Annotated in this window: 22 protein-coding genes, 1 tRNA gene and 1 pseudogene; 11 read left to right on the plus strand and 13 right to left on the minus strand. The window is 66.0% G+C overall.

Annotated features, from left to right (window positions below):
- Positions 1-41: 41 nt before the first annotated feature.
- From ACN8ZM_RS14265 to ACN8ZM_RS14305, 9 genes are all read right to left on the minus strand, one after another.
- Positions 42-1817, minus strand: a complete 1776-nt coding sequence (locus ACN8ZM_RS14265) for a PglL family O-oligosaccharyltransferase (protein WP_420210188.1) — start codon at positions 1815-1817, stop codon at positions 42-44.
- Positions 1818-1970: 153 nt separating this feature from the next.
- A complete protein-coding gene (locus ACN8ZM_RS14270; protein ID WP_043190753.1) occupies positions 1971-2567 on the minus strand; it encodes a pilin in 597 nt (198 codons plus the stop codon).
- Positions 2568-2665: 98 nt separating this feature from the next.
- The gene (locus ACN8ZM_RS14275) at positions 2666-3370 is read right to left on the minus strand and encodes a TerC family protein (protein WP_089451482.1); all 705 of its coding nucleotides are present in this window, start codon (positions 3368-3370) and stop codon (positions 2666-2668) included.
- A gap of 156 nt (positions 3371-3526) precedes the next feature.
- Entirely contained in the window at positions 3527-4408 is an 882-nt protein-coding gene (gene sucD, locus ACN8ZM_RS14280) for a succinate--CoA ligase subunit alpha (RefSeq protein ID WP_006477916.1), read from the minus strand.
- A 69-nt stretch (positions 4409-4477) separates the two neighbouring features.
- Positions 4478-5644, minus strand: coding sequence for an ADP-forming succinate--CoA ligase subunit beta (sucC, locus tag ACN8ZM_RS14285; protein ID WP_043190750.1), 1167 nt, complete (start codon positions 5642-5644; stop codon positions 4478-4480).
- Positions 5645-5712: 68 nt separating this feature from the next.
- Positions 5713-6321, minus strand: coding sequence for a DUF2889 domain-containing protein (locus tag ACN8ZM_RS14290; RefSeq protein WP_043190747.1), 609 nt, complete (start codon positions 6319-6321; stop codon positions 5713-5715).
- A gap of 146 nt (positions 6322-6467) precedes the next feature.
- Positions 6468-7340 (minus strand): recombination regulator RecX, encoded by an 873-nt coding sequence (gene recX / locus ACN8ZM_RS14295; RefSeq protein WP_043190744.1) that lies wholly within the window; start codon positions 7338-7340, stop codon positions 6468-6470.
- Positions 7340-8413 carry a recombinase RecA gene (recA, locus tag ACN8ZM_RS14300; RefSeq protein ID WP_043190741.1) on the minus strand — a complete coding sequence of 358 codons (1074 nt, stop codon included), beginning with the start codon at positions 8411-8413 and terminating at the stop codon, positions 7340-7342. Before recA ends, recX begins: the two co-directional genes overlap by 1 nt.
- Positions 8414-8463: 50 nt before the next feature.
- Positions 8464-8604, minus strand: a complete 141-nt coding sequence (locus ACN8ZM_RS14305) for a hypothetical protein (RefSeq protein ID WP_155292077.1) — start codon at positions 8602-8604, stop codon at positions 8464-8466.
- On the opposite strand from ACN8ZM_RS14305, the gene ACN8ZM_RS14310 reads away from it, so the two are divergent.
- From ACN8ZM_RS14310 to ACN8ZM_RS14335, 6 genes are all read left to right on the plus strand, one after another.
- Positions 8603-9331 carry a response regulator transcription factor gene (locus ACN8ZM_RS14310; RefSeq protein WP_041492943.1) on the plus strand — a complete coding sequence of 243 codons (729 nt, stop codon included), beginning with the start codon at positions 8603-8605 and terminating at the stop codon, positions 9329-9331. The genes ACN8ZM_RS14305 and ACN8ZM_RS14310 overlap by 2 nt on opposite strands.
- Before the next feature lie 17 nt (positions 9332-9348).
- Positions 9349-10896 carry a sensor histidine kinase gene (locus ACN8ZM_RS14315; protein ID WP_043190739.1) on the plus strand — a complete coding sequence of 516 codons (1548 nt, stop codon included), beginning with the start codon at positions 9349-9351 and terminating at the stop codon, positions 10894-10896.
- Between the two features lie 226 nt (positions 10897-11122).
- On the plus strand, positions 11123-12781 hold the full coding sequence (locus tag ACN8ZM_RS14320; protein WP_420210189.1) for an MFS transporter: 1659 nt from the start codon (positions 11123-11125) through the stop codon (positions 12779-12781).
- 137 nt (positions 12782-12918) lie between these two features.
- A tRNA-Met gene (locus tag ACN8ZM_RS14325) sits at positions 12919-12995 on the plus strand.
- Positions 12996-13531: 536 nt separating this feature from the next.
- A complete protein-coding gene (locus tag ACN8ZM_RS14330; protein WP_420210190.1) occupies positions 13532-15760 on the plus strand; it encodes a hypothetical protein in 2229 nt (742 codons plus the stop codon).
- A gap of 86 nt (positions 15761-15846) precedes the next feature.
- Positions 15847-16680 (plus strand): hypothetical protein, encoded by an 834-nt coding sequence (locus ACN8ZM_RS14335; protein ID WP_420210191.1) that lies wholly within the window; start codon positions 15847-15849, stop codon positions 16678-16680.
- Between the two features lie 85 nt (positions 16681-16765).
- Here ACN8ZM_RS14335 and ACN8ZM_RS14340 read toward each other — a convergent pair whose 3' ends face one another.
- Complete coding sequence (locus ACN8ZM_RS14340) at positions 16766-17740, minus strand: LysR family transcriptional regulator (RefSeq protein ID WP_043190729.1); 975 nt, start codon at positions 17738-17740, stop codon at positions 16766-16768.
- Between the two features lie 181 nt (positions 17741-17921).
- Positions 17922-18893: a GlxA family transcriptional regulator gene (locus ACN8ZM_RS14345; protein WP_420210192.1), complete on the minus strand. Its 972-nt coding sequence runs from the start codon at positions 18891-18893 to the stop codon at positions 17922-17924.
- A gap of 117 nt (positions 18894-19010) precedes the next feature.
- Between ACN8ZM_RS14345 and ACN8ZM_RS14350 the strand changes: the two genes are divergently transcribed.
- Together ACN8ZM_RS14350 and ACN8ZM_RS14355 are read left to right on the plus strand one after the other, a co-directional pair.
- Positions 19011-19694 carry a DJ-1/PfpI family protein gene (locus tag ACN8ZM_RS14350; RefSeq protein WP_089451221.1) on the plus strand — a complete coding sequence of 228 codons (684 nt, stop codon included), beginning with the start codon at positions 19011-19013 and terminating at the stop codon, positions 19692-19694.
- Between the two features lie 67 nt (positions 19695-19761).
- The gene (locus tag ACN8ZM_RS14355) at positions 19762-20073 is read left to right on the plus strand and encodes a cupin domain-containing protein (protein ID WP_089451222.1); all 312 of its coding nucleotides are present in this window, start codon (positions 19762-19764) and stop codon (positions 20071-20073) included.
- Positions 20074-20151: 78 nt separating this feature from the next.
- On the opposite strand, the pseudogene ACN8ZM_RS14360 reads toward ACN8ZM_RS14355, so the two are convergent.
- Positions 20152-20374 (minus strand): annotated as a pseudogene (locus ACN8ZM_RS14360) (PAAR domain-containing protein); the annotation flags it as partial.
- Positions 20375-20774: 400 nt separating this feature from the next.
- Between ACN8ZM_RS14360 and ACN8ZM_RS14365 the strand changes: the two are divergent.
- On the plus strand, positions 20775-21668 hold the full coding sequence (locus ACN8ZM_RS14365; RefSeq protein ID WP_043190722.1) for a LysR family transcriptional regulator: 894 nt from the start codon (positions 20775-20777) through the stop codon (positions 21666-21668).
- Between the two features lie 233 nt (positions 21669-21901).
- Complete coding sequence (locus ACN8ZM_RS14370; protein WP_420210193.1) at positions 21902-25009, plus strand: transglycosylase domain-containing protein; 3108 nt, start codon at positions 21902-21904, stop codon at positions 25007-25009.
- A gap of 34 nt (positions 25010-25043) precedes the next feature.
- Here the strand turns inward: ACN8ZM_RS14370 and ACN8ZM_RS14375 are convergent, their stop codons facing one another.
- Positions 25044-25391 (minus strand): GFA family protein, encoded by a 348-nt coding sequence (locus tag ACN8ZM_RS14375; protein WP_043190717.1) that lies wholly within the window; start codon positions 25389-25391, stop codon positions 25044-25046.
- A gap of 154 nt (positions 25392-25545) precedes the next feature.
- Between ACN8ZM_RS14375 and ACN8ZM_RS14380 the strand changes: the two genes are divergently transcribed.
- Positions 25546-25791 carry a DUF1272 domain-containing protein gene (locus ACN8ZM_RS14380; RefSeq protein ID WP_069248784.1) on the plus strand — a complete coding sequence of 82 codons (246 nt, stop codon included), beginning with the start codon at positions 25546-25548 and terminating at the stop codon, positions 25789-25791.
- Positions 25792-25817 lie beyond the last annotated feature (26 nt).

The following is a 25817-nucleotide window of genomic DNA, read 5'->3' on the forward strand; positions in this document are numbered from 1 at the left end:
GGCACATGCCGGTATTCCCCGTCCGGCAGGCGCGGCACGCATCAATCCGAATCGTCGTCCTCGTCGTCGGCCGCATCGGCCGGCACTTCGCCGTATTTCGCGACGACCGCCGCCTTGAACGGCTTCAGCGCCGGCTGCTGATCGCACAGCTTGTACAGCGCCGCCAGTTGCTGCGGCCAGTCCTTCAACTCCTTCGCAAACACGTGCAGGCGCGCGACGGTGTCGAGCGCATCGGTGTTGCGGCCCGCCAGCGCCTGCAGCGCCGCATAGCGGCGCAGCACCGTCTCGCCGGGCAGCAGCGCGATCGCGCGTTCATGCGCGGCGAGCTTGGCCGGCAGGTCGTCCGCCGAAATCGGCAGCAGCGTGGCCGCGCCGTATTCGCCCCACGCGCCGAACAGCAGCGACGGTGCATCGCGGTACTGCGCGGCCGGATCGCTGCCGTAATACAGCACTTCCGCACGCTGGTAGTCGCGCAGCACGGGCACCGCCGCCAGCACGCCGCCGACCGACAGCACCGCGAACAACCCGAACGCTGCGCGCCCCGGCAGGATGCGCAGCGGCTTCACGTCGAGCAGCCCGATCACGAACATCGCCGGCAACAGGAAGAACATGTACTGCTGCGGATACTCGACCAGCGCGTGCATCAGCAGGATGCCGATCAGCGCGAAGCCGAACACGCGCATGCTCGACTGCGGCGCGCGCACCGCACGCACGAACCACGTCACGAGCGTGACGACGAGCACGCCCAGGCCGATGAGGCCGGACTTCGCGAGCAGGTCGATGAAGATGTCGTGCGAGTTGTTCGCGATCTCGACGCCGCCGAGCGAGCGCACGAGCGCGAACTGGTGCGACGGGAACTCGCCCCAGCCGACGCCGAGCAGCGGATGCTCGCGGAACATCGCAAGCCCGTACTTCCACAGCGCGAGACGCGGCGCGATCTGCCCCGCGTCGCGCATCCGGTCGGCCGCGGATTCCGCGAGATTCAGGTGATAGTGCACGTTGGCCCAGCGCACCGCGACGTTCACCGCGATGAACGCCACCGCGAGCACGACCGGGATCAGCCACGCGCGCGCATTGCCCGGCGCACGACGCGATTCGAGCCACGCCATCCAGAAGCCTGCGACGACCATGACCCCGACCTGCAGCCACGGCCCGCGCGACACCGTCAGCGCGAGACCGACCGACAGCACGATCGACAGCGCGAACCACGCCCATACCGCGAGCCGGCGCGTCTGCACGAGATACAGCGCGCCGGCGAGCGCGAACGCGATGTAGCTGGCCAGATGGTTCGCCTGCGCCATGTTGCCGTACGGACGGCGATCGACCGCGACGTTGTACATCACGACGAACGGCGACAGCGCCGACTCGAGGTGGAACAACTGCGCGATCTGGGTTCCGACCGCGAACACGCCGCCGATGAGCAGCGCACCGGCCATCATCCGCGACACGGCCTCGGCCAGCCCGTCGCGCGCGAGCGCATAGCCGGCCTGCATCGCGACCAGCGCGGCGGCAAGATAGCCGACCGCCAGCCAGTTCATCGACGGCACCTTGAGCGGGATCAGTGCGACCTGCGCGATGAGCACCACGGCGAACCCGAGCGGCGCGACGAACGCGGCCGGTGCCGCAAACGGCTCGGCCGGGCGACCCGTGCGCGCGAGCAGCACGACGGACACCCCCACCAGCAGATACAGCACCAGCGCGGAAAACTCGGAATAGAAGGTCGGGATCGGATACGTGTGATTCGTGATTGCGTACGGCACGATCAGGGCGACAGCCAGTGCAACGAGCGGCAACGAACGGGAAAAAGTGGAGGGCATGAGCGAACCGGATGTCAGCAACCGGCGCACTATACAAAACTTTCCCCCCTCTGTGCGGGGCCTTCGCGCCGCGACCCGACGCGGGACGACCGCCCGGGCCGGCTGAAGCGGCGGCCGACATGCTGCCCGCGCCGCCCTGCCCCGCCGCCGGCACTACGCGCGGCACTCCGCCGGCGCATATTTCGCAGGCAGCGTCGCGGCGTCGCCCGGCAACGGCCCGGCCCCCGGCGCCGGCAACGACGACGCATCCTTGCCGGCGGCGAAGCACTCCCACGCGATCGCACCGGCCTGCATCGCGCCCTTTTTAAGCGGCACGCGCGCGGTGGGCGCATCGGCCTTGTCGGGCGCGGACGGCACGAGCACCAGCGTATTGGCGCCGGCCGCGGCGACGCGCGTGGTGAATGCGACCGTGATCTGGCCGGTCGCGCCGTCGATCGCAACGGATTCGACATTGCGGGTCGCGGCCGGCGGGCTGTAGCCGCCATCGAGGCTTGTGCCGCTTGCCGCGTTGTCGGCGACGGCAAGCCGCGCGGACGACGCGAGCGCGAGCCCCTCGCCGACGCGCGAGCGCGCCAGGTAATCCTGGTACGCGGGAATCGCATAGGCCGCGATCACGCCGACGATCGCCAGCACGATCATCAGTTCGATCAGCGTGAAGCCGGCCGGCCGCCAGCGCGGCGACGGCCGGTTCGCGCGCCGCAGATCGGCGGCCACGCGACGGAACAGGGAAATGGAAAAGGCTTCGAACATGGCAGGCTCCGGAAACGAAAAACGCCTGCCCGTAAAGGCAGGCGTCTCGATCGTAGCCAGCGGGCCGTGAATCCGGCAGTCGGCCGGACGGCCAATAGTCAGTGCGCGTGCGGCACGTCGCGGCGTTTCCTGAGCGTGTAACCGATCGCCACGACGAACAGCGCGCCTGCGATGCTCGCGCCGTAGAGGACCTCCGGCGTATCGAGCACCGGCCAGCGGTCGCCGACCGGGTCGTTCACGATCAGCCCGCCCGCGATCCAGCCGAGCAGCCCGGCGCCGAACGCCACGACGATCGGGAAACGGTCGAGCAGTTTCAGCACCAGCGTGCTGCCCCACACGATGATCGGCACGCTGACGACGAGCCCGAAGATCACCAGGGCGATCCGGTGCGACGGGTCGGCCTGCTCGGCCGCGCCGGCGATCGCGATCACGTTGTCGAGGCTCATCACCGCATCGGCGATCACGATCGTCTTCACCGCGTCCCACAGCCGGCTGGCCGGCTTGATGTCGTCGTGCGCGTCGGCGGCCGGCGCCATCAGCTTGATGCCGATCCACAGCAGCAACAGCCCGCCGCCGAGCTTCAGGAACGGCACGTCGAGCAGCGCGACTGCGAACGTGATCAGCGCGACGCGCAGCAGGATCGCCCCCGCGGTGCCCCAGATGACACCGCGCAGCCGCTGGTTCGCGGGCAGGTTGCGGCAGGCGAGCGCGATCACGACCGCGTTGTCGCCGCCGAGCAGGATGTCGATGACGACGATCTGGAGCACGGCGCCCCAGTGCAGCGATGTCAGGAATTCGAGCATGGCGGTGAGGACAGGACAGCGGCCGCCACGCAGGCGGCCCGGTTCATCGCCGGCACATGCGCGATGCATGCCCGGTGCTTACGAATTCATTGCGCGAGCATAACAAAAAACGCCGGCAAAGCCGGCGTTTTCTGCAGGACGAACCCAAGGGAAATATTACAGCGCCTTCTTCAGCAGACGGCCCATTTCCGACGGGTTGCGCGTGACGGTGATGCCGCACGCTTCCATGATTTCCAGCTTCGCTTCGGCCGTATCCGCACCGCCCGAGATCAGCGCGCCGGCGTGGCCCATGCGCTTGCCCGGAGGCGCCGTGACGCCAGCGATGAAGCCGACGACCGGCTTCTTCATGTTGTCCTTGATCCACTCTGCCGCATTGGCTTCGTCCGGACCACCGATTTCGCCGATCATCACGACCGCATCCGTATCCGGATCGTCGTTGAACATCTTCATCACGTCGATGTGCTTCAGACCGTTGATCGGGTCGCCGCCGATACCGACTGCCGACGACTGGCCGAGGCCGAGTGCCGTCAGCTGGGCAACCGCTTCATACGTCAGCGTGCCCGAACGCGACACGACGCCGATGCGGCCCTTGCGGTGGATGTGACCCGGCATGATGCCGATCTTCAGCTCGTCCGGCGTGATCGTGCCCGGGCAGTTCGGCCCGAGCAGCAGCGTCTTGCGGCCTTCACGGCGCATGCGGTCCTTCACTTCGATCATGTCGCGGACGGGGATGCCTTCCGTGATACAGATCGCGAGATCCAGATCGGCTTCGACCGCTTCCCAGATCGCAGCTGCTGCGCCTGCCGGCGGAACGTAGATGACCGACACGGTCGCGCCGGTTTCTGCCTTCGCTTCCTTGACGCTTGCGTAGATCGGAATGCCTTCGAAGTCTTCGCCGGCCTTCTTCGGGTTCACGCCCGCGACGAATGCTTCGCGGCCGTTTGCGTATTCACGGCAGGCGCGCGTATGGAACTGACCGGTTTTGCCGGTAATGCCCTGCGTGATGACCTTCGTGTCCTTGTTGATCAGAATCGACATGTATTTTGACCTCTGTTCGATTGGCGTCGCGAGCGAACCGCGCCGCCATGCGTGTTCATTAGCGCGCGCTTACTTGCCTGCGGCAGCCGCGACGACCTTCTGCGCAGCTTCTTCCATGCTGTCCGCCGAGATGATCGGCAGGCCCGAATCGGCCAGCATCTTCTTGCCGAGGTCCTCGTTCGTGCCCTTCATGCGCACGACGAGCGGCACGTTCAGGTTCACGGCCTTCGAACCGGCGATCACGCCTTCCGCGATCACGTCGCAGCGCATGATGCCGCCGAAGATGTTCACGAGGATCGCCTTCAGATCCGGGTTCTTCAGCATCAGCTTGAACGCTTCGGTGACCTTCTCGGTCGTCGCGCCACCGCCGACGTCCAGGAAGTTCGCCGGCTCGCCGCCGAACAGCTTGATGGTGTCCATCGTCGCCATTGCCAGGCCTGCGCCGTTCACGAGACAGCCGATGTTGCCGTCGAGCGAGATGTACGCGAGGTCGAACTTCGACGCTTCGATTTCAGCCGGATCTTCTTCGTCCAGGTCGCGGTAAGCGACGATTTCCGGGTGGCGGAACAGCGCGTTCGCGTCGAAGTTGAACTTCGCGTCGAGTGCGGTGACCTTGCCGTCGCCCGAGACGTTCAGCGGGTTGATTTCAGCCAGCGATGCGTCGGTTTCCCAGAATGCCTTGTACAGGCCTTGCAGGATCGCGCGCGCTTGCGGAATCGAAGCAGCCGGCACGCCGATCTTCGCGGCGAGGTCGTCGGCCTGAGCGTCGAGCAGGCCCGTCGACGGCTCGACGATGACCTTGTGGATCAGTTCCGGGTGCTTTTCGGCGACTTCTTCGATGTCCATGCCGCCTTCGCTCGAACCCATCAGAACGATCTTTTGCGACACGCGATCGACGACGAGGCTGACATACAGTTCCTGCTTGATGTCGGCGCCTTCTTCGATCATCAGACGGTTGACCTTCTGGCCTTCCGGACCGGTCTGGTGCGTGACGAGCTGCATGCCGAGGATCTGGTTCGCGTATTCGCGAACCTGCTCGATCGACTTCGCCACCTTCACGCCGCCGCCCTTGCCACGGCCACCCGCGTGAATCTGAGCCTTCACGACCCAAACCGGGCCGCCGAGCTCTTCTGCCACCTTGACGGCCTCGTCAACCGAGAACGCCGGCTTGCCGCGCGGTACCGCGACTCCGAATTTCCGCAGGATTTCCTTACCCTGGTACTCGTGAATCTTCATGCGTGATTCCCTTCAGTCTGAGAGTTGGATGAAAAGTCGCTTTAGACGCTTCTTCGAATGATTTCCGTTCATTCCTTCGTGCTGCCATCACCGGGCACGTCCGGCCGGCTCGCGCCATACCAGCGCGGGTAGTACTGCCGCACGACCTCACCGTCGAACCGCAACGCCCGGCAGCGGCCGAGCTGGAAAGGCGCTTCTTCGTGTGCGCCGTCATGATCCGGCCCTTCGCCGCCCTCTTCGCGCACGTTCCACACATCACCGGCGAACGCCTGGATCGCTGCCGTCGGCAGCACGGCGCACAGTTCGGTGAGATGGGAGCAGCCTGCGACGCCGGCGAGCAGCCGGTTCGCGTTGCGGCGGAAATTGCGGAAGAGATTGAGCCCGATGAGGGCCCGATAGGCGGGAGGGGCGGATTGACAGTGACCGGGATAGGGAACCCATTCCGAAGACGCTTCGGCGTCGACGACATTGAGGTCACGATCGATAGTCACGCGCAGCCAGAGTTCGTGGATCGGCAGGCCCTGGGGCCGGATGCCCGACGCAAGCGCGACATCGCGCGGCTTGTGGTCGGTCAGGCAGGCTTCGATGTCCCACAAGCCGTCGCCGCGCTCGTAAGCTTCCGCTCGGATTGCGCGTTGATGTCGCAACTGACGGGGCACGGGCTCGGATAGCGGCATGCTGGAGGTTGAGGCCGAAGAGGAAAACCCGTGGATTTTAGCATATTGGGTATTTGAGACAGCTTGACGCGACGGCGGGTATTCCCGCCTGTCCGGAAGTGGTTGCGTTGCAGCAAAATCGCGCGCCACGCGCGCGATCGGCGCGGTCAGTCGTCGATCAGGAAATCGTCGCCGACTTTCAGCAACTTCACGATGGTCGCGCTCGAGAAGCCGCGCGCGGCGAGAAAGCGCGCCTGCTTCGCACGCTCGGCCGGCGTTTGCGGCAGTGCACCGAATTTCTTGCGCCAGACCGCCTGCGCACGCGCCCATTCGGTCTCGCGGAGCTGCGCGTTCACTTCCTCGACGAGCGTGTCGCCCACCGCATGACGCTTCAGCTCGCTGACGATGCGTGCGACACCGACACGCGACGCACGACGATGCACGAGGCTCTCGGCAAAGCGCGCGTCGGACAGCCAGCCTTCCTGTTCCAGCGCATCGAGCACCGGCTCGACGGATTCGTCTTCGCCGACGTAGGGCGCGAGCTTGCGCGCGAGTTCCGCGCGGCTGTATTCGCGGCGGGATAGATAGCCGAGCGCGCGGCCCTTCAACGATCGCTGAGGCTTCGACGACTTGCGCTCGGTCGCGCCCGGAGCGTCACCTGGCGAAGCACTGGAAGAAGAAGCGCCCGACGCGCGACGTGTGCGACGCGGATGCTGGCTGCTGCGCGTATAGACATCTTCCCTGGCCGGCGCCGATGCATCGGCTGCGCGATCGCCCGGGAAGCTGACACCGGACACGCGACGACGGGAGCGGTCGTGCGCATCGAACGACTCATCGTCGTCGAACGGATCGTCCGGTGCGGTAATCTCAAACGAAACGAGGGCATCGTCGGATGCCCTCGTCGCGGTGCGGTTCGCGGCATGGCTGCCTGCGACCCGCCGATCGGCGCCCGAGGATCCGGCTCGCCGGCCGGAGCGACCCGCCGTTTCGGGCGCGTCGCTCTCCTCCGGCTCGCCAGCCTGACCTCGGCGCCCGACCATCACTCTTCTTCGTCCATCGCCTCGGCTTCGTCCAGGCCAGCACCATCGGGCATGGTGACCACGCCAAGCGATTCGCGAATGCGGTTCTCGATCTCGCGTGCGATTTCCGGATTCTCGCGCAGGAATTCACGCGCGTTGTCCTTGCCCTGACCGATCTTCTCGCCGTTGTAGCTGTACCAGGCACCCGCCTTGTCGACGATCTTCGCCTGCACGCCGAGATCGATGATCTCGCCCTGACGCGAAATACCTTCGCCATACAGGATGTCGAAGATCGCTTCGCGGAACGGCGGCGACACCTTGTTCTTGACGACCTTCACGCGGGTTTCGTTGCCGATCACCTCGTCGTTCTTCTTGATCGAGCCGATCCGGCGGATGTCGAGACGCACCGACGAGTAGAACTTCAGCGCGTTACCGCCCGTCGTGGTTTCCGGGTTGCCGAACATCACGCCGATCTTCATCCGGATCTGGTTGATGAAGATCACCAGGCAGTTCGTGCGCTTGATCGTGCCGGTCAGCTTGCGCAGCGCCTGCGACATCAGGCGGGCCTGCAGACCCGGCAGCGAATCGCCCATCTCGCCTTCGATTTCGGCCTTCGGCACGAGCGCCGCGACCGAGTCGATGACGATCATGTCGATCGAGCCCGAGCGCACCAGCGCGTCGGTGATTTCAAGCGCCTGCTCGCCAGTGTCCGGCTGCGAGATCAGCAGCTCCGGCACGTTCACGCCAAGCTTCGCTGCATATTGAACGTCGAGCGCGTGCTCGGCGTCGATGAACGCCGCCGTACCGCCGATCTTCTGCAGTTCGGCAATGACCTGCAGCGTGAGCGTGGTTTTACCGGACGATTCCGGACCGTAGATCTCGACCACCCGGCCGCGCGGCAGGCCGCCAACGCCGAGCGCGATATCGAGACCGAGCGAGCCCGTGGACACGACCTGGATGTTCTCCGTCGCCTCGCCGTCGCCCATGCGCATGATCGAGCCCTTGCCGAACTGCTTTTCGATCTGGGCAAGCGCGGCGGCCAGCGCCTTGCTCTTCTCGGCGGTCATCCCGGAGCCCTTCTTGCTATCTTCCATGAATCGTCCTTTGCTATGATGAGCAGCGTCTGTTAGAGGCGCGCCCGCTTTCAAGCGCCGCCCACGAATGCAGACACTGTATAAAAAAACAGTGTTTTGTGCAAGCCCGCAATGCAGGCTGCGTTGTACACGAATAACTTCGGAGACAGCCGGCCGGCGCGAACGCCCTGCCGGCCATCGGTCAGCATCATGCGAATTCTCATCGCGGAAGACGACAGCATACTCGCGGACGGCCTCACCCGGTCACTCCGCCAATCGGGCTATGCGGTCGACCACGTGAAGACCGGCGTCGACGCCGATACGGCGCTGTCGATGCAGACGTTCGACCTGCTGATCCTCGATCTCGGGCTCCCGAAAATGCCCGGGCTCGACGTACTCAAGCGCCTGCGCGCCCGCAATTCCAATCTCCCCGTGCTGATCCTGACGGCCGCCGACAGCGTCGACGAGCGCGTGAAGGGGCTCGACCTCGGCGCCGACGACTACATGGCCAAGCCGTTCGCGCTCAACGAGCTCGAGGCGCGCGTGCGCGCGCTGACCCGGCGCGGCGCGGGCGGCGGCCCGACCGTCGTGCGCCACGGCTCGCTCGCGTTCGACCAGGTCGGCCGCATCGCGTATGCGAACGATCACGTGCTCGATCTCTCCGCACGCGAGCTCGGCCTGCTCGAGGTGCTGCTGCAGCGGATCGGCCGGCTCGTGTCGAAGGAGCAGCTCGTCGACCATCTGTGCGAATGGGGCGAGGAAGTCAGCAACAACGCGATCGAAGTCTACGTGCACCGGCTGCGCAAGAAGATCGAACCCAGCGGCGTACGGATCTCGACCGTGCGCGGCCTCGGCTATTGCCTCGAGAAGGTCGCGCCCGCCGCGCCGGCCGACACGGCAGCGCCCCAGCCCGCGGTGGCCGGCACGCCGCTGCGCTGAACCCGGGCGTCGCCGCGATGGCCACGCCGGCCCATACCCGCCACCCGACCGGCGCGCCGTCGTCGGCCGCCGACGAGGCACGCGACGCGCGCTACGAGAACCCGTTCGCGCCACCCGACGAAACCGATGCGCCCGAGGCACCGCGCCCGCGCTCGCTGTTCGGCGAGATCCTCGACTGGATGCTCGCGCCTCTGCTGCTGCTATGGCCGATGAGCATCGCCGTCACTTATCTGGTCGCGAAGACGATCGCGAACGGCCCGTTCGACCGCGCGCTCGAGACCAACGCGTACGTGCTCGCGCGGCAGATCCATCCGGTGAACGGCGTCGCCGAGCTGACGCTGCCGGAGCAGACACGCGACTTCCTGCGCGCGGACAACGTCGACAGTGTTTACTTCCAGGTGCTCGGCACACGCGGCGAGCTGGTCGCGGGCGAAGCCGACATGCCGCTGCCGCGCGACGAGGATCGCCCGCCGCCAGGCGTCGTCATGTTCCGCGACGACCTGCTGCGCGGCAACGACGTGCGCGTCGCCTATACGACGGTCGCGCTGCCGCAACCGGGCAACACGCAGCCCGTGCTCGTGCAGGTCGGCGAAACGCTGGACAAGCGCAACGCACTCGCGAACGACATCATCAAGGGCGTGATCCTGCCGCAATTCGTGATCCTGCCGCTCGCGATCCTGCTGGTCTGGTTCGGGCTGTCGCGCGGCCTCGCGCCGCTCAACGCGCTGCAGGCGCACATCCGCGCGCGGCGGCCCGACGACCTGTCGCCCGTCGAGGCGCAGCGCGCGCCGCCCGAGATCGAGCCGCTCGTCACGTCGTTCAACGACCTGCTCGCGCGCCTCGAACAGAACATGGCGCTGCAAAAGCGCTTCATCGCCGACGCCGCGCACCAGATGAAGACCCCGCTCGCGGGCCTGCGCACGCAGGCCGAGTTCGCGCTGCGCCATCCCGTTCCGCCCGACGTGCAGCGCTCGCTCGAGCAGATCGCGACGAGCTCCGAGCAGGCCGCGCGGCTCGTCACGCAGTTGCTCGCGCTTGCGCGCGCCGAGAACCGCGCGAGCGGGCTGACGTTCGAGCCGGTCGAGATCGCCACGCTCGCGCGGCGCGCGGTGCGCGACTGGGTGCAGGCCGCGCTCGCGAAACGAATGGATCTCGGCTACGAAGGCCCGCCGGACGACACGCCGCTCGACGTCGACGGCAATCCGGTGATGCTGCGCGAGATGCTCGGCAACCTGATCGACAACGCGATCCGCTACACGCCGGACGGCGGCCGCATCACGGTGCGCGTGTGCGCCGAGCCCGCGGCGCGGGTCGTGCATCTCGAAGTCGAGGACACCGGGCCGGGCATCCCGGCCGCCGAACGCGAGCGCGTCGTCGAGCGCTTCTACCGGATCCTCGGCCGCGAAGGCGACGGCAGCGGTCTCGGGCTCGCGATCGTGCGCGAGATCGCCACGCAGCACGGCGGCACGCTGACGCTCGACGATCACGTGTACCAGCACGCACCGCGCCTCGCCGGCACGCTCGTGCGCATCAGCCTGCCGCTGACCGACACCGCCCCGGATTAACCCTGACGCGCGCCGCCGCAGCACGCCGCAACCGCACCAAAACCGGCAATTTGACGGACGTTCGAAGCACGATAGGCACACAAAGCAACCGATTCGACGCGGGTTAACGCGCAGTCGTTTTGCACGCGCGAGTCAGTCCGCCGTAAGTTTCCGTACCAATAATCGTCCACAGGCCCGCTCACCCAAGGCGGCCGCATATCTATATCAAGGGACTTGGAGACGACTCATGGCAACGTTAGGCGGGCAAATTTCGCACGCGCCGATGACGGGCGAAGAGAAGAAGGTGATCTTCGCGTCGTCGCTCGGCACCGTGTTCGAGTGGTACGACTTTTACCTGGCCGGCTCGCTCGCGGCCTACATCAGCAAGAGTTTCTTCTCCGGCGTCAATCCGACCGCCGCGTTTATCTTCACGCTGCTCGGCTTCGCGGCCGGCTTCGCGGTGCGGCCGTTCGGCGCGATCGTGTTCGGCCGGCTCGGCGACATGGTCGGACGCAAGCACACGTTCCTCGTGACGATCGTGATCATGGGCATCTCGACGTTCGTGGTCGGCTTCCTGCCCGGCTACACGTCGATCGGCATTGCCGCGCCCGTGATCTTCATCGCGATGCGGCTGCTGCAGGGTCTCGCGCTCGGCGGCGAATACGGCGGCGCGGCGACCTACGTCGCCGAGCATGCGCCGGCCAACCGTCGCGGCTTCTACACCGCGTGGATCCAGACGACCGCCACGCTCGGCCTGTTCCTGTCGCTGCTCGTGATCCTCGGCGTGCGCACGTTCATCGGCGAGGAAGCGTTCGGCAGCTGGGGCTGGCGCGTGCCGTTCGTCGCGTCGATCCTGCTGCTCGCGGTGTCGGTGTGGATCCGGATGCAGCTGAACGAATCGCCGGTGTTCATGCGCATCAAGGCGGAAGGCAAGACGTCGAAAGCGCCGCTGACCGAGGCGTTCGGCCAGTGGAAGAACCTGAAGATCGTGATCCTCGCGCTCGTCGGCCTGACCGCCGGCCAGGCCGTCGTGTGGTACACGGGCCAGTTCTACGCGCTGTTCTTCCTCACGCAGACGCTGAAGGTGGACGGTGCGAGCGCGAACATCCTGATCGCGATCGCGCTCCTGATCGGCACGCCGTTCTTCCTGTTCTTCGGTTCGCTGTCGGACAAGATCGGCCGCAAGCCGATCATCCTCGCGGGCTGCCTGATCGCAGCGCTGACCTACTTCCCGCTGTTCAAGGCCCTCACGCACTACGCGAACCCGCAGCTCGAGATCGCGACGCAGAAGGCGCCGATTTCGGTGATCGCCGATCCGGCCACCTGCTCGTTCCAGTTCAACCCGGTGGGCACGTCGAAGTTCACGAACTCGTGCGACGTCGCAAAGAGTGCGCTCGCGAAGGCCGGCCTGAACTACGAGAACGTCGCCGCACCGGCTGGCACGACGGCCCAGATCAAGGTCGGCGACACGGTGATCCCCGCCTATGAAGGCAAGGCGGCCGACGCGAAGGCGCAGGGTGCAACGTTCGACAAGACGCTCGCGTCGACGCTGAAGTCGGCCGGCTACCCGGCGAAGGCCGACCCGGCGCAGCTCAACTGGCCGATGACGATCGTGATCCTGACGATCCTCGTGATCTACGTGACGATGGTCTACGGCCCGATCGCCGCGATGCTGGTCGAGATGTTCCCGACGCGGATCCGCTACACGTCGATGTCGCTGCCCTATCACATCGGCAACGGCTGGTTCGGCGGCTTCCTGCCGGCGACCGCGTTCGCGATCGTCGCGGCGAAGGGCAACATCTACTCGGGCCTCTGGTATCCGATCGTGATCGCACTGGGCACGTTCGTGATCGGCCTGCTGTTCGTCAAGGAGACGAAGGACTCGAATATCTACGCGCAGGATTGAGGTCGGGTGGCGGGCGGGTTCCGGGAACGGCAACCCGCCCCGCGACGAGGCCGGCGCGGGCCGACGACAACCTTTTTCACGGAAGATGAAAAAAGGTGTTGACAGCCAGACCGGCATTCTCCATAATTCATTTCTTCGGCGAATTAGCTCAGTCGGTTAGAGCGACGGAATCATAATCCGCAGGTCCGGGGTTCGAATCCCTGATTCGCCACCAAATGCGAGAGCCGCTGTTTCGAAAGAAACAGCGGCTTTTTCATTTGTTCCGCCAAAAACACACGCCGTCACATCACGTTGACCGTGTGAGCCTCCGCCAGTCGAACGCGACGATCATTCGGCCATCGTCAATCGCACACGTCCTGTCGAAATCGCGATGCGTGACTTGAATGCGCCGACGCGAGCCGTCGCGCTGAATGGCCGCGATTCTTTCATCCGAGCTCGTCACGCGCCCCGACACCCGTGTCTGCGCAAGACCGACGCCAACAAGAACGATTGAACACAGTCGCAATCGGAAACCCGCGCTTTCAATTCAACGCTCCAGTACCGGCTCATGCTTTCGTGGCCACGATGATCGTGCCATTGCGCTCGAGAACGGAGCGGATACGCAACCGATGCCGGCACCGCTCTCCATAAAAAGACGATCCACGCGCCGATGCCGGTATGCGGCGATACCGAACGGTGCAAAAGTCGATACCCCGCGCAATCGCACCCAGACCACCGCGGCACGGACACTACACCGCACTTAGAATCGGCATGTCCAAATTTCTGCTGCATCCGGGCATAACGTCAATGAAAAAACGCCTCGCATGCTTCCTGTCGGTTCTGATCGGCATCGCCATCCCGCTTGCCTGCCACGCCGACCCTCTGCCAGACACCACCGTCGACGGCTTGCACTGGAGATTCGAGCAGTTGCACGACACCGGGCATGACGACGATTACGAAGTAGCCGCCCGTCGAAGCGAGCAGGTCCTGATCTGGGACAACGGCAAGAACCGGCAAGCTTATGCGGAAGCCGTGTTCCTGCTGGTCTCCGCCCCCTACGATCAGGTACAGCCGCTGGTGCAACGCGTACTGCAACGGACGAGCCCGGTAACAGCCAGCGCCAATAGCTGGCAGCTGCAGAATTTGCCGGACCCCTGGAGCCGTGTGCTGTTGTCGCGCCGGCCGGACCTGCGCGCAGCCATCGCCGACCACGCGACCCTGCCGAAACTGCAGCAGGCGCTGCAACAAGGCGCGATCACCCGGCAGGAACTGGACTGGCGCATGGATCAGGCTCGGACACGCGTCGACCGGCTGTTCCAGGGCTCGGGCGTGCCTGCGCTGCAGTCCACCTACGCATTCTGGGAAGCCCGCCAGGACCACAGCGATGGCATCACCGGTCAGTACCGGAGCGCGCTGTTCGTCAGGGTGCAGGACGTCAGCGCGATATTCGGGCACCCGGCGACGGTCGTTCAGTTCGGTCGCATCGACTCCCGGCCCAACCCCGACTACAGCCTGTGGAAAGCACTCACACTGCAGGACCTGGACATATTCAGCGGCAACCGGACCCAATCCAGCAGGACAGGCATATCCGTCGTACCGGGCGACGTGTTCACGGCATTGTCCGACGCGCTGTCCGCACTGCCAGCCAAGCTGGAAATCGCCACGTCGCCCGTTGCATGGCAGTTACCCACGACACCGTCGATGCCGCCCCCCGCAATCAAGCTGGTCGTGCCGGACCCGAGCGCCCCGGTCATCAAGCCTGCGATCATCCGCTGGGACAAGTTCGTGACCGACCCGTCGCAGCGCACGTTGCTGTACCCGCACGACATCCTCGGCCTGCCGGATGGCAGCCTGCTGTTCAGTGCCCAAGTGGCCGACAACCGCGGCTGGAACGAGTATGTGTGGCGACTGCACGCGGGCAACGGTGGGTTGCAGGCGGACGAAGTCTGGCACGGCAAGGACGGCCCGCGACGGATGATGATGAACGGCGACGGCAGCGCCGTCTGGTTCGACGGCCAGCCGGATGCCAAGAGCAACCCATGCCTGTACCGATATGACCTCGCGAGCCGCAAGGTCGATCGTCATGAAGTCGTCTGGCCGAGCGAGACCGATTGGCGAGACCATCAGATGAGCGATATGCACTGGATTCTCGACGACGATCTGCCGGTCAATTTCTGGCATGACATCCGGCGTGACGAGAAGAACGAGAACCCGGTCGGTTCCGAATTCCTGACCGTGCAGCGCCCGGCGTCACCGCCGTCGGCCACCGACGATCCATGGCCGTTCGTCACCACGCTGTCGTCGGTACGGCAGTCGCTGATGAACGAGATCAGCAACGGCAGCAATGCCCTGATCTGGCCGGTACGCTGGCGGCCTTCCGGGAGCTACTGGACGGAGGATTCGCAAGGGCTCGCCGAGCTGGACGCCCGCACCGGCCGCGCGCTGCGTACGATCGCCTTACCCCAGCGCTTCGGCATGCCGAATTCCGTCAGCGCTGCCGGTATCGCGCAATGGGTGCCCAAGCCGCTCGGTTCGCCGCAGGGTCAATGGATCGCGACAGGTTTCGTGCTCCTGCTCGACGACGACGGCAGCATGCCGCCTCCCGTGAAGTATCCCGGCCCGAAACGGGAGCGCTTTGTCGGCATGCACGTGGTGGATCTCAAGAGCGGGCACGTGCTGTCGGCACTGCTGGGCAGTGCCGACAACTTCAAGGCCGCCGCCCGTTCGGCGAACGGACGCTTCCTGGCAATGGGCACGACCTACACCACTGGCGGCTGGAAGCATCGCGTGGCACTCTGGGACGTCGCACAGGGCCGCACACCCGTGCAGCTCGACACATCGTCGATCCCCAAAGACAGCGAGATCCAGGCGCTGGCCTTTTCATGGAGCGGTTCGGCGCTGTGGGGACTCGGCACGCGCGAACTGATGCTGTGGCAATTGCCCGCCGCGCTGCGCGATCGCGCGACGCGTGGCGCTGCTCCGGATCAGTCCCACAATTGAGGCCGTGGCATCGACTGGCTGCCGACTTCCACGATCGGCGAAAATCGGACACGCGTTCGACCGGTCGGGCCGCTGCCCGCTTCTCCATGACCGGATTCAGCAGTGACCCGATCGCCAACGAAAATACCGAGGATCAGATGACGGAACGTAACGAATCGAACCGCGACAAGCCACGCGGACGCACGAGACGACGCCGGCTGGTGGCAGGTGTCGCGGTCGCCGCGGTCGCCGTTGCCGCGGTGGCAGGCGTGCGATACCTGTCACCGCCGGGCGGCCTGGGCAAAAGCGAGATCGACGAGATTCTGAAAGCCGCGCTCGCGGACAAGAACACGGCGCCGACTGACGCCTGCGTCAGCCTGAGCGGCGCCGAGCTGCCCGCCGACGTCACTGCGGCGAGCTTGCTGAGAGTGGACGGGACGGTCCGGAAAGACGTGCAGGCGCTCATCGACCGCGGCCTGATCACCGTCAAATTCGACGCGGGCAAAGGCAAGCCAACCATCAGGAATCCGGATTACGAGCTGAGTGACAAGCCTGTGCGCTTGAGCCATATCGAGCTTACCGCGTTCGGGAAGCCATACTACCGATATCAAGAAATCGAGTCGACCGATCCTTCGTCACCCGGCGGGCGCGTCCTGTACATGATCAACCTGTTCTGCGCGCACGTTTCATATGGCGGCGTCGAAAAATTCATGACGCCCTCCAAGAATCCGTTCGACGACAATCCGCATCTGGTGACGTGGGTCAATTTCCTGTGGAAACCGGACAAGCAAGCGACGCCGTGGCTGGCAGACCCGGACCTGCTGGGCGCGTTGTCGTTCTATCCCGAAGACGATGGCTGGGCCCACAAGGGGATCCTCCTCGAGCGGGACGACAACGCGCACTGGGCGCTGGGCAACAATCCGTACACCATCCGCTGGTAGCGGCGGCGTCCCCACGCGTGCCGGCGGCGCGCACCGGAACCCACGGTGGCCGGCAACACGGCCACCGCGGCAGCAGCCCGACGCCTTACGCCGCCACCGCGCCTCTCTGCACCTTCGCCGCCTGCGCCCCCACCCGCCCGCGCCAGTTCTCCCCGCCCTCCAGCGACGGCGTCGACTCGAACACCTCAGCGATCCAGTCGGCGAACACGCGCACCTTCTGCGACAGATGCCGGTTGTGCGGATAGACGATCGAGATCGGCTTCGGCTTCGGATTGCAGTCCGGCAGCACCTCGACCAGCGAGCCGTCGAGCAGGTTCGGCAGCACCATGAACAGCGTCGGCTGGATCATCCCGAACCCTTCGAGCCCGCACGTCACATAGGCATCCGAATCGTTGACCGTGACGCTCCCGTTCATCCGCACCTCGAACGGCTTGCCGTCGATCATGAACACCCATGGAATCGCACGCGCGCCGTGGCTCGAACGAAAATTCACCGCATGATGCTCGGCGAGATCGGCAATCTCGTGCGGCTCGCCGTGACGCGCGAGGTAGTCGGGCGACGCGCAGGTCACGCGCTTCAGCATCCCGATCCGCCGCGCGACCATCGACGAATCCTCGAGCGGCCCGACCCGGATCATGCAGTCGATGCCCTCCTCGACCGGATCCACGTAGCGGTCGGAGAGCCCCAGTTCGAGCGTGATGTCCGGGTAGCGCTGCCGGAAAATCGACAGCGACGGCAACACGACGCGCCGCCCGAGCGAACTCGGCATGTGGACGCGCAGCACGCCGCTCGGCTTGCGGTTGCCGGTCTGGAAACTCGCGTCGGCCTCCGCGATCTCCGAGATGATCTTCATGCAATGCTCGTAGTACGCCGCCCCTTCCGGCGTCAGCGACAGCCGGCGCGTCGTCCGGTGCATCAGGCGCACGCCGAGCAGCGCCTCGAGGTTCTGGATGATGGTCGTCACCGACGCACGCGGCATCGCGAGCGTGTCGGCCGCGCGCGTGAAGCTGTTCGCGTCGACCACGCGGGTAAAAACTTCCATTGCCTGGATTCGGTCCATGCTGCTCCCCCTTCGAATCGCCAACGAAACAGAATAGAGCGCGCGACGGGCACGGCACAAGCCCCCACCTATTGTTCTACGATCCTGAATAATTTCAGAATTTCGGACTGGAAAGCGATCGATTTCCGTTCAGTCTCACGCGACAATCGTTCCGGCCCCGACCCTGGCCGGACGGCCTGCGTTACCGCACGAACCGCTCGCGATACCCCTGCGGCGACACGCCCAGCACGCGCACGAAACAGCGTCGCAGCGTTTCCTCCGAGCCGAAGCCGCAACGCGCGGCGATCCGCTTGACGGGCCAGGCCGTTTCGCCGAGCAAACGCTGCGCGGCCTCGACGCGGATCTGCTCGACCGCGCGCGCGGGTGTGCGGCCGGTTCCCGCGCGGTAGTGGCGCACGAAGCTGCGTTCGCTCATGCGCACGCGCTCGGCCAGCGCGGGCACCGACAGGTCGGCCGTCAGGTGCTCGGCCATCCACGCGTGCAGTTCGCCGAACCGGTCGTCGGTGCGCTGCATCGACAGCATCGTGCTGAACTGCGCCTGTCCGCCCGGACGCTTCAGGAACACGACGAGTTCGCGCGCGACGTCGAGCGCGGTCGCCCGCCCGAGATCCTCCTCGACCAGCGCGAGCGCGAGATCGATGCCGGCCGTCACGCCGGCCGAGGTCCACAGCGCGCCTTCGCGGATGAAGATCGGATCGGACTCGACGCGCACGTTCGGATAGCGCGCCGCGAACTCGTCGCAGCGCGCCCAGTGCGTGACCGCACGCCGCCCGTCGAGCAGGCCGGCCTCGGCGAGCAGGAACGCGCCGGTGCAGACCGATGCCACGCGCCGTGTGCGCGCCGCCTGCTGCCGTACCCAGCGCACCAGCCGCGCATCCTTCGATGCCGCATGCACGCCCTTGCCGCCGGCGACGATCAGCGTATCGGGATGGCGCGCCGCCGAACGCAACGATTCCGCCATCACGACCAGGCCCGACGACGTCTCGACGGGCCCCGCATCGGCCGCGATGACGCGCGGCGCATACGGCGCCGGCTGGCCGCGCTCCAGCGCAAGCTCGTTGACGGACGCAAACACCTGCAGCGGCCCCGACACGTCGAGCAGCTGCGCGCGAGGGAACGCGAGGATCAGGATCGAACGCGGAGCAGCAGGCATGGCGATTGGCTGAAAACGTGGGTGATATGGCAATTTCGCCAAACACTACGCGCCTAGAATCGATCTGTCCATCCCGTGCCCGCAATGGTTCGTTCCCCTTCCTCTCGGAGTCTTCACATGACCCTGCATATCGGCTTTCTCGTGTTTCCGGGCGTCCAGCAACTCGATCTCACCGGCCCGCACGACGTGCTCGCGTCGCTGCCCGACGCCACCGTCCATCTGGTCTGGAAGTCGCGCGACACCGTCGCGTCGAGCAGCGGGCTCGCGCTCGCGCCGACCTGCACGTTCGACGACTGCCCGCCGCTCGACGTGATCTGCATTCCGGGCGGGATCGGGATCAACGCGCTGCTGCTCGATGCCGAGACGATCGCATTCGTGCAGCAACGCGCGGCTGCCGCGCGCTACGTGACGTCGGTCTGCACGGGTGCGCTGCTGCTCGGCGTGGCCGGCCTGCTGCGCGGGCGGCGCGCGACGACGCACTGGGCATTCCACGCGCTGCTCGAACCGCTCGGCGCGGTGCCCGTGCGCGAGCGCGTCGTGCGCGACGGCAACCTGATCACGGGCGGCGGCGTCACGGCCGGCATCGACTTCGCATTGACGATCGCCGCGGAACTGGCCGGCGACGAAGAAGCGCAGGCAATCCAGCTGCAGCTCGAATACGCGCCCGCCCCGCCGTTCGACGCCGGCTCGCCCGACACCGCGCCGGCGGCGGTCGTGAAGCGCGTCACCGAACGCTCGGCGGCCGGCTTCGCGAAGCGCAAGGAGACGATCGAACAGGCGCTGCGCGCGATGTCGCGCTGAATGCGAACGCCAGGAAATTGACGCGAAAACTGGAAGACGACGCGCATACGCGCCGGAGAACTCATCGATGAACATCATCCGCAGCGCCGCGTTCACCGCGGACCGTGCATGGGGCGCGCTCGACATCGCGAACCTCAACGGCATCACGGTCCGCCTGCACTGGACCGACCAGCCGTATCGCTGGCATGTGAACGACGGCGAGGAAGTGTTCGCGGTGCTCGACGGTCGCGTCGAGATGCGGTATCGCGAAGCAGGCGTCGAGCACGCGACGGTGCTCGAAACGGGCGACGTGTTCCACGCGGCGGCCGGCACCGAACACGTCGCGCATCCGCTCGGCGAAGCACGCATCCTCGTGATCGAAACCGCAGGCAGCGCCTGAGATCGGGCGGGCATTCCGCATGCGTTGCACACGCGGAACGCCCGCCTGCACGGCGGGTTCTATCCGGAGATCGTCCCGCTGCGACGCGACGAGTTTCGGCTGCGGCACGCATCGACACGAGCGCAGGTCGTGTTCGAGCGCGACGGCCTTGCCCATCACGGTCACATGCGCTCGCCGCCGTCCGACACGATCGCGCCCTGCGTCTTGCAGGCGGCGCATCTCTCGGCACGCCGGGATAGGCGAGTTCGCGCCCGTCGAACAACACTCGGGCAATCCCGTCGAGACCATGCACCGACACGATCGCGCGAAGCGCGCTGTGGCGATGGCGGCACGCGCGGGCGCGAAGCGCAATCGCATTGCGCAATGCAGCCCGATATCGCCAGAACAATTTTCGTACAATTCCTAAAATTGATTTAGTACAAGTACGAAAATCAACCCGCACAATCCAGTCAGCCCGATTATCTCAATAAATTCCCGGCCAATTATCCCGAAAATCCGGTGCGAGAAACTCATACGAACCCGCCCGCCAAGCAACGCCCGCAAGGCTTCAACGCGCAACCAAACCTTTCAGAATCCCGCCGTCTCCACCTTGAATTTTTACCCGGTTCGATAAAACACAATTGCCTTATGGCGTTTCGTTAATTAAAAAACAGAGGAATACAATTCAATAAAGATAAATTCACTGATCAACATCAAAAAACATGGATGAACTCCAGTCGATGCGTTTGTTCGTCAAGGTCGCCGAAATGCAGAGCTTCGCAAAAGCCGCCGCCGACCTGCACATTTCCAACTCGTCCGCCACCCGCCTGCTCCTGAGCCTGGAAAACCGGCTCGGCGCGCGCCTGCTGAACCGCACGACGCGCAGCCTGTCGCTCACCGACGCCGGACGCCTGTATTTCGAGCAGGTGCGCCGCTTGATCGGCGAGATCGATTGCGTCGAAGAGACGATCGCATCGCTGAACCATGAGCCGATCGGCTCGCTCAAGATCGTCGCGCCCGTGATGTTCGGTATCCAGATGCTTGCCCCGGCGCTCGACACATTCAAGCGCCAGCATCCGAAAGTCGTGCCCGAAGTGACGGTCGTCGACCGGCATGTCGACCTCGTGTCGGAAGGATTCGACGTCGGGCTGCTGATCACGCAGCGCATCAACGGCGCCAGCACCGTACGGCGCGTCCTCACGCGATTCGGTCTCGTCATCTGCGCGTCGCACGAGTACGTCGACCGGCATGGCCAGCCCGCGCATCCGCGCGATCTCGAGCATCATGCGTGCCTGCTGTTCCAGTCGGACTACGCGGGCGAATCGGTGTCGTTCGACCTCGGCAACATGCGCTTCGCCGTGCGCCCGAACAAGTCGGCAGCGTCGAACAACCTGGGCCTGATCCGGCAATTCGCATTGAGCGGCATGGGCGTCGCGATCCTCCCGCGCTTCCTCGTCGAGGACGACCTCCGCGACGGCCGGCTGCTGCCGCTGCTCGACGGTTATTGCGTCGACGATCTCGAGATGAACATCGCGTATCCGAGCCGCCGGCACTTCCCGCGCAAGACGCGCCTTTTCGTCGATCACGTGATCGAATATTTCACGTGCAAGCACTGAATATCCGACCCCACTTATCCGGCCTGCCGTTCCGGCAGCCCGTCGGGCGCCCAGGAACCGCCGGCCTGAAACCGGTTCGACCGCCACCGGCACCCCCTGGCTGCACCACCGGCGGGCACGGGCGTTGCATCCGCGCATCTCCGTAGTGACCGCTCTTGGCAGCACGCCTTTGAGGACTACACTAATCCTTAATGGGGTGCGGCCGGAGCCCGTGCCTTCAGGGAGACGCCGCCATGAATCGGCCGCTGAATCGTATCCTGCCGCGCGTGACCGGTCTCGCATCGGTCTGGACGTGGATCAAGTGGTCTTTGCTGGCCGCGCTGCTGATCGCGGTGGCGATCGTTGCGCGACTCGTGCAGAGCGAGATCGAAACGTCCCGGCTGCAGGCGCACTACCTGTCCGAGCTCACCCGCGATGTCGGCTACACGGTCGAGACGGGCCCGAGCGATCACATCCGCTTCCCCGCCAACGGCCCGTACGACCAGCGCCTCGGCTACGCGATGATTCCGGCGTTCCAGGAGCGCCTGCTCGCGCGCGGCTTCGTCGTCAGCAAGCAGGCGCGCGATTCGCAGCGGATGCTGTTGCTCGGCGATCGCGGGCTGTTCCTCCCGTTCGACGAGAAGGACCAGGCGGGCCTGATGCTGTTCGACTCGACCGGCGCGCCGCTGTTCACGACCGCGTTCCCGCAGCGCGTCTACGCCGACTTCGACATGGTGCCGCCCGTGGTCGCGAATTCGCTGCTGTTCATCGAGGATCGCTACCTGCTCGACGCGAACGAGCCGAACCGCAACCCGGCGATCGACTGGGGGCGCTTCGGCCGCGCGGTCGCCGACCAGGCGCTGCACGTCGTCAACCGCCATCAGGCACGCCCGGGCGGCAGCACGCTCGCGACGCAGATCGAGAAGTTCCGCCATTCGCCCGAGGGCCGCACCGCGACGCCGCCCGAGAAGCTGCGGCAGATCGCGTCCGCATCGGTGCGCGCGTACCTGAACGGCCCGCAGACGATGCCCGCGCGCCGCACCATCGTCGTGCGCTACCTGAATTCCGTCCCGCTCGCCGCGCGGCCGCATGTCGGTGAAATCACCGGCATCGGCGACGGTCTCGCCGCGTGGTACGGCCGCGACTTCAACGACGTGAACCGGATCCTGTCCGCGCCGACCACCGGCGACAACGTCGACGAACAGGGCAAGACATTCCGCGAGGTGCTGTCGCTGATCATCGCGCAGCGCGCGCCGTCGTACTTCCTCAACCGCGGCTATCCGGCGCTGCAGAAGCTGACCGACAGCTACCTGCGGCTGCTGTCGAACGGCGGCGTGATTTCGCCCGCGCTGCGCGACGCCGCGCTCACCGCGCAGATCGAACGCAGCGCGCCGCCAGCCGCCGCGCACGTGCAGTCGTTCGTGTCACGCAAGGCCGTGACGTCCGCGCGCGCGTCGCTGCTGTCGGCACTCGGCATCAGCGACCTGTACCAGCTCGACCAGTTCGACCTGCAGGCGACCAGCACGCTCGACAACGGCGTGCAGCAGGCGGTCGCCGAACGGCTCGCCCAGGCGTCGACGCGTGACGGCGCGCAGAAAGCGGGCCTGTACGGTTTCGAGATGCTCGCGCCGAAGGACGACCCGTCGCACCTCACGTACAGCTTCACGCTGTACGAACACCGCAACGGCGCGAACCTGCTGCGCGTGCAGACCGACAGCGTGAACGAACCGTTCGACGTCAATCGCGGCGGCCGCATCAACCTCGGCTCGACCGCGAAGCTGCGCACGCTGATCACGTACCTGCAGATCGTGTCCGACCTGCATGCGCGCTACGCGAACCTGTCGAACGCGGAGCTGGCCCGCGTGAAGCCCGACCCGATCGACGGGCTGTCGCACTGGGCGCTCGACTATCTGTCGCATACGCGCGACCGCTCGCTGCAGGCAATGCTCGACGCGGCCGTCGAACGCAAGTACTCGGCCAGTCCCGACGTGTTCTACACGGGCGGCGGCGCGCAGGTATTCTCGAACTTCGAAAAATCGGACAACGGCCGGATCCTGACGCTGCACACGGCGTTCGAGCACTCGGTCAACCTCGTGTTCGTGCGGCTGATGCGCGACATCGTCCACTACGAGACGCTGCAGGCGGCCGGCCCGTCGTCGTCGTGGCTCGGCGATCCCGAGCAGCGCCAGCATTACCTGCAGCAGTTCGTCGACGGCGAAAGCCAGGTCTACGTGAAGCGTTACTACACGCGCTATGCGGGCAAGGCGCCCGACGACGCGCTCGCGCTGATGCTGAAGGACGTGCGCAAATCGCCGCCGAAGATCGCGACGGTGCTGCGCAGCGTCGCGCCGAACGAATCGCTCGCGTGGTTCGATGCGCAGATGCGCGCGCAACTGAAGGGCACGCCGGCCGCGACGCTGTCCGACGACGACCTCGCCAAGCTCTACGCGAAGTACGCGATCGACCGCTTCAACCTCAACGATCGCGGCTATATCGCGAGCGTGCATCCGCTCGCGCTGTGGACGCTCAACTACCTGCGCGCGCACCCGGGCGCATCGCTCGCCGATGTCCAGCGCGACAGCCACGATGCGCGTTTCTACACGTACTCATGGCTGTACAAGACGCGCTACCACGCGACCCAGGACCGCCGCATCCGCCGCATGGTCGAACTGCGTGCGTACGCGGAGATCACGAAGGCGTGGCGCGCGCTCGGCTACCCGTTCGCGGAGGTCACGCCGTCGTATGCGGCCGCGATCGGCGCATCGGGCGACCAGCCCGACGCACTCGCGAAACTGATCGGCCTGATCGCGAACGGCGGCCAGAAGGCGCCGACCGAGACGATCACGCGGCTCGACTTCGCGAAGGGGACGCCGTACGAGACGCGCTTCGTGCGCGCGGCCGCGCAGCCGCAGCCGATGCTGTCGCCGGAGATCGTCAACGTGGCGCACACGCTGCTGCGCGACGTCGTGCTCAACGGCACCGCGCGCCGCCTCGCGGGCGGCTTCACGCTGCCCGACGGCAAGACGCTCGACGTGTACGGCAAGACAGGGACGGGCGACCAGCGCTTCAACGTCTATGCGCGCGGCGCGCGGCTGATCGAGTCGCGCAAGGTCAATCGCAGCGGCACGTTCGTGTTCGTGCTCGGCGACCGGTTCTTCGGGGTCCTGACCGCAACGGCGCATGAACCGTATGCGGCGCGCTACGACTTCACGAGCGCGATGGCCGTGCAGTTGCTGAAGTCGATGGCGCCGGCGCTCGCGCCGCTGATCGAACGCCCGGCCGGCACCGGCACGCGCACCGCGGGCCCCGCCCCGCAGGTGGAAACGCCCGCGCCGGATGCCGCTGCCGCGCAACCGTCCTGACGGCCACGCGACCCTTCATGCGCCGACGCGCCGCTCAGTGCGAGCGGCCGTCGTAGTGCGTGACCGGCAGCGCGTCGAGATCGACATCCTCGAGACAGCGCACGTTGATCGCGGCCATCGCGGTGCCGTTCGGGTGGACGCCTTCGCCGAACGTATGAATCCCGCAGCGCTTGCAGAAGCGGTGCTTGATCACGTGCTTGTTGAACATGTAGGTCGCCAGGTTCTCGTCGGGCGTGAGCAGCGTCATGCTCGTGCGCGGCACGAACCACATCAGCGCGCCCTTGCGCTGGCAGATCGAGCAGTTGCACGCCATCACGCCCTGCAGGTCGCCTTCCGCCTCGAACTTCACGTCGCCGCAGTGACAGCTTCCGCGATAAAGCATGGTCGTCTCCCGGTACGGCCCGTGCGCATCGACGGCGCCCCGTCGGGACACCGTTGGCCCGGCCGATCCAAGCGGGTACAGTAGCGCGCACATGCGCTGCACGCAATGTCCGGTGGCGCCCGTCCCGACCCTGCCCGAACCAAGGAACACCGTCATGCTCGAACTGCGCCCCGGCTGCGAATGCTGCGACAAGGATCTGCCGCCCGATTCGGCGGACGCGCGCATCTGTACGTTCGAATGCACGTTTTGCGCGACCTGCGCCGACGACGTGCTGAAGGGCCGCTGCCCGAACTGCGGCGGCGACCTGGTCGTGCGCCCGCGGCGGCCGGCGAGCCTGCTCGCGAAATACCCCGCGTCGACCGAGCGCATCCACAAACCGGGCGGCTGCGCAAACGCCTGACGGCGCCGCACCGCTCGGGCATGCCC

The organism is Burkholderia aenigmatica, from assembly GCF_048627025.1.
GTDB lineage: Bacteria > Pseudomonadota > Gammaproteobacteria > Burkholderiales > Burkholderiaceae > Burkholderia > Burkholderia aenigmatica.

Bases quoted from the DNA above. Each gene is read 5' to 3' on its own strand.
- ACN8ZM_RS14275 (WP_089451482.1), bottom strand. From the start codon at position 3,370: ATGCTCGAATTCCTGACATCGCTGCACTGGGGCGCCGTGCTCCAGATC.
- ACN8ZM_RS14375 (WP_043190717.1), bottom strand. From the start codon at position 25,391: ATGCTTTATCGCGGAAGCTGTCACTGCGGCGACGTGAAGTTCGAGGCG.
- ACN8ZM_RS14330 (WP_420210190.1), top strand. From the start codon at position 13,532: ATGTCCAAATTTCTGCTGCATCCGGGCATAACGTCAATGAAAAAACGC.
- recX (WP_043190744.1), bottom strand. From the start codon at position 7,340: ATGGTCGGGCGCCGAGGTCAGGCTGGCGAGCCGGAGGAGAGCGACGCG.
- ACN8ZM_RS14310 (WP_041492943.1), top strand. From the start codon at position 8,603: ATGCGAATTCTCATCGCGGAAGACGACAGCATACTCGCGGACGGCCTC.
- ACN8ZM_RS14380 (WP_069248784.1), top strand. From the start codon at position 25,546: ATGCTCGAACTGCGCCCCGGCTGCGAATGCTGCGACAAGGATCTGCCG.
- ACN8ZM_RS14350 (WP_089451221.1), top strand. From the start codon at position 19,011: ATGACCCTGCATATCGGCTTTCTCGTGTTTCCGGGCGTCCAGCAACTC.
- sucD (WP_006477916.1), bottom strand. From the start codon at position 4,408: ATGTCGATTCTGATCAACAAGGACACGAAGGTCATCACGCAGGGCATT.
- ACN8ZM_RS14320 (WP_420210189.1), top strand. From the start codon at position 11,123: ATGGCAACGTTAGGCGGGCAAATTTCGCACGCGCCGATGACGGGCGAA.
- ACN8ZM_RS14270 (WP_043190753.1), bottom strand. From the start codon at position 2,567: ATGTTCGAAGCCTTTTCCATTTCCCTGTTCCGTCGCGTGGCCGCCGAT.
- recA (WP_043190741.1), bottom strand. From the start codon at position 8,413: ATGGAAGATAGCAAGAAGGGCTCCGGGATGACCGCCGAGAAGAGCAAG.
- ACN8ZM_RS14345 (WP_420210192.1), bottom strand. From the start codon at position 18,893: ATGCCTGCTGCTCCGCGTTCGATCCTGATCCTCGCGTTCCCTCGCGCG.
- ACN8ZM_RS14290 (WP_043190747.1), bottom strand. From the start codon at position 6,321: ATGCCGCTATCCGAGCCCGTGCCCCGTCAGTTGCGACATCAACGCGCA.
- ACN8ZM_RS14265 (WP_420210188.1), bottom strand. From the start codon at position 1,817: ATGCCCTCCACTTTTTCCCGTTCGTTGCCGCTCGTTGCACTGGCTGTC.
- ACN8ZM_RS14305 (WP_155292077.1), bottom strand. From the start codon at position 8,604: ATGATGCTGACCGATGGCCGGCAGGGCGTTCGCGCCGGCCGGCTGTCT.
- ACN8ZM_RS14315 (WP_043190739.1), top strand. From the start codon at position 9,349: ATGGCCACGCCGGCCCATACCCGCCACCCGACCGGCGCGCCGTCGTCG.
- ACN8ZM_RS14365 (WP_043190722.1), top strand. From the start codon at position 20,775: ATGGATGAACTCCAGTCGATGCGTTTGTTCGTCAAGGTCGCCGAAATG.
- sucC (WP_043190750.1), bottom strand. From the start codon at position 5,644: ATGAAGATTCACGAGTACCAGGGTAAGGAAATCCTGCGGAAATTCGGA.
- ACN8ZM_RS14370 (WP_420210193.1), top strand. From the start codon at position 21,902: ATGAATCGGCCGCTGAATCGTATCCTGCCGCGCGTGACCGGTCTCGCA.
- ACN8ZM_RS14340 (WP_043190729.1), bottom strand. From the start codon at position 17,740: ATGGACCGAATCCAGGCAATGGAAGTTTTTACCCGCGTGGTCGACGCG.
- ACN8ZM_RS14355 (WP_089451222.1), top strand. From the start codon at position 19,762: ATGAACATCATCCGCAGCGCCGCGTTCACCGCGGACCGTGCATGGGGC.
- ACN8ZM_RS14335 (WP_420210191.1), top strand. From the start codon at position 15,847: ATGACCGGATTCAGCAGTGACCCGATCGCCAACGAAAATACCGAGGAT.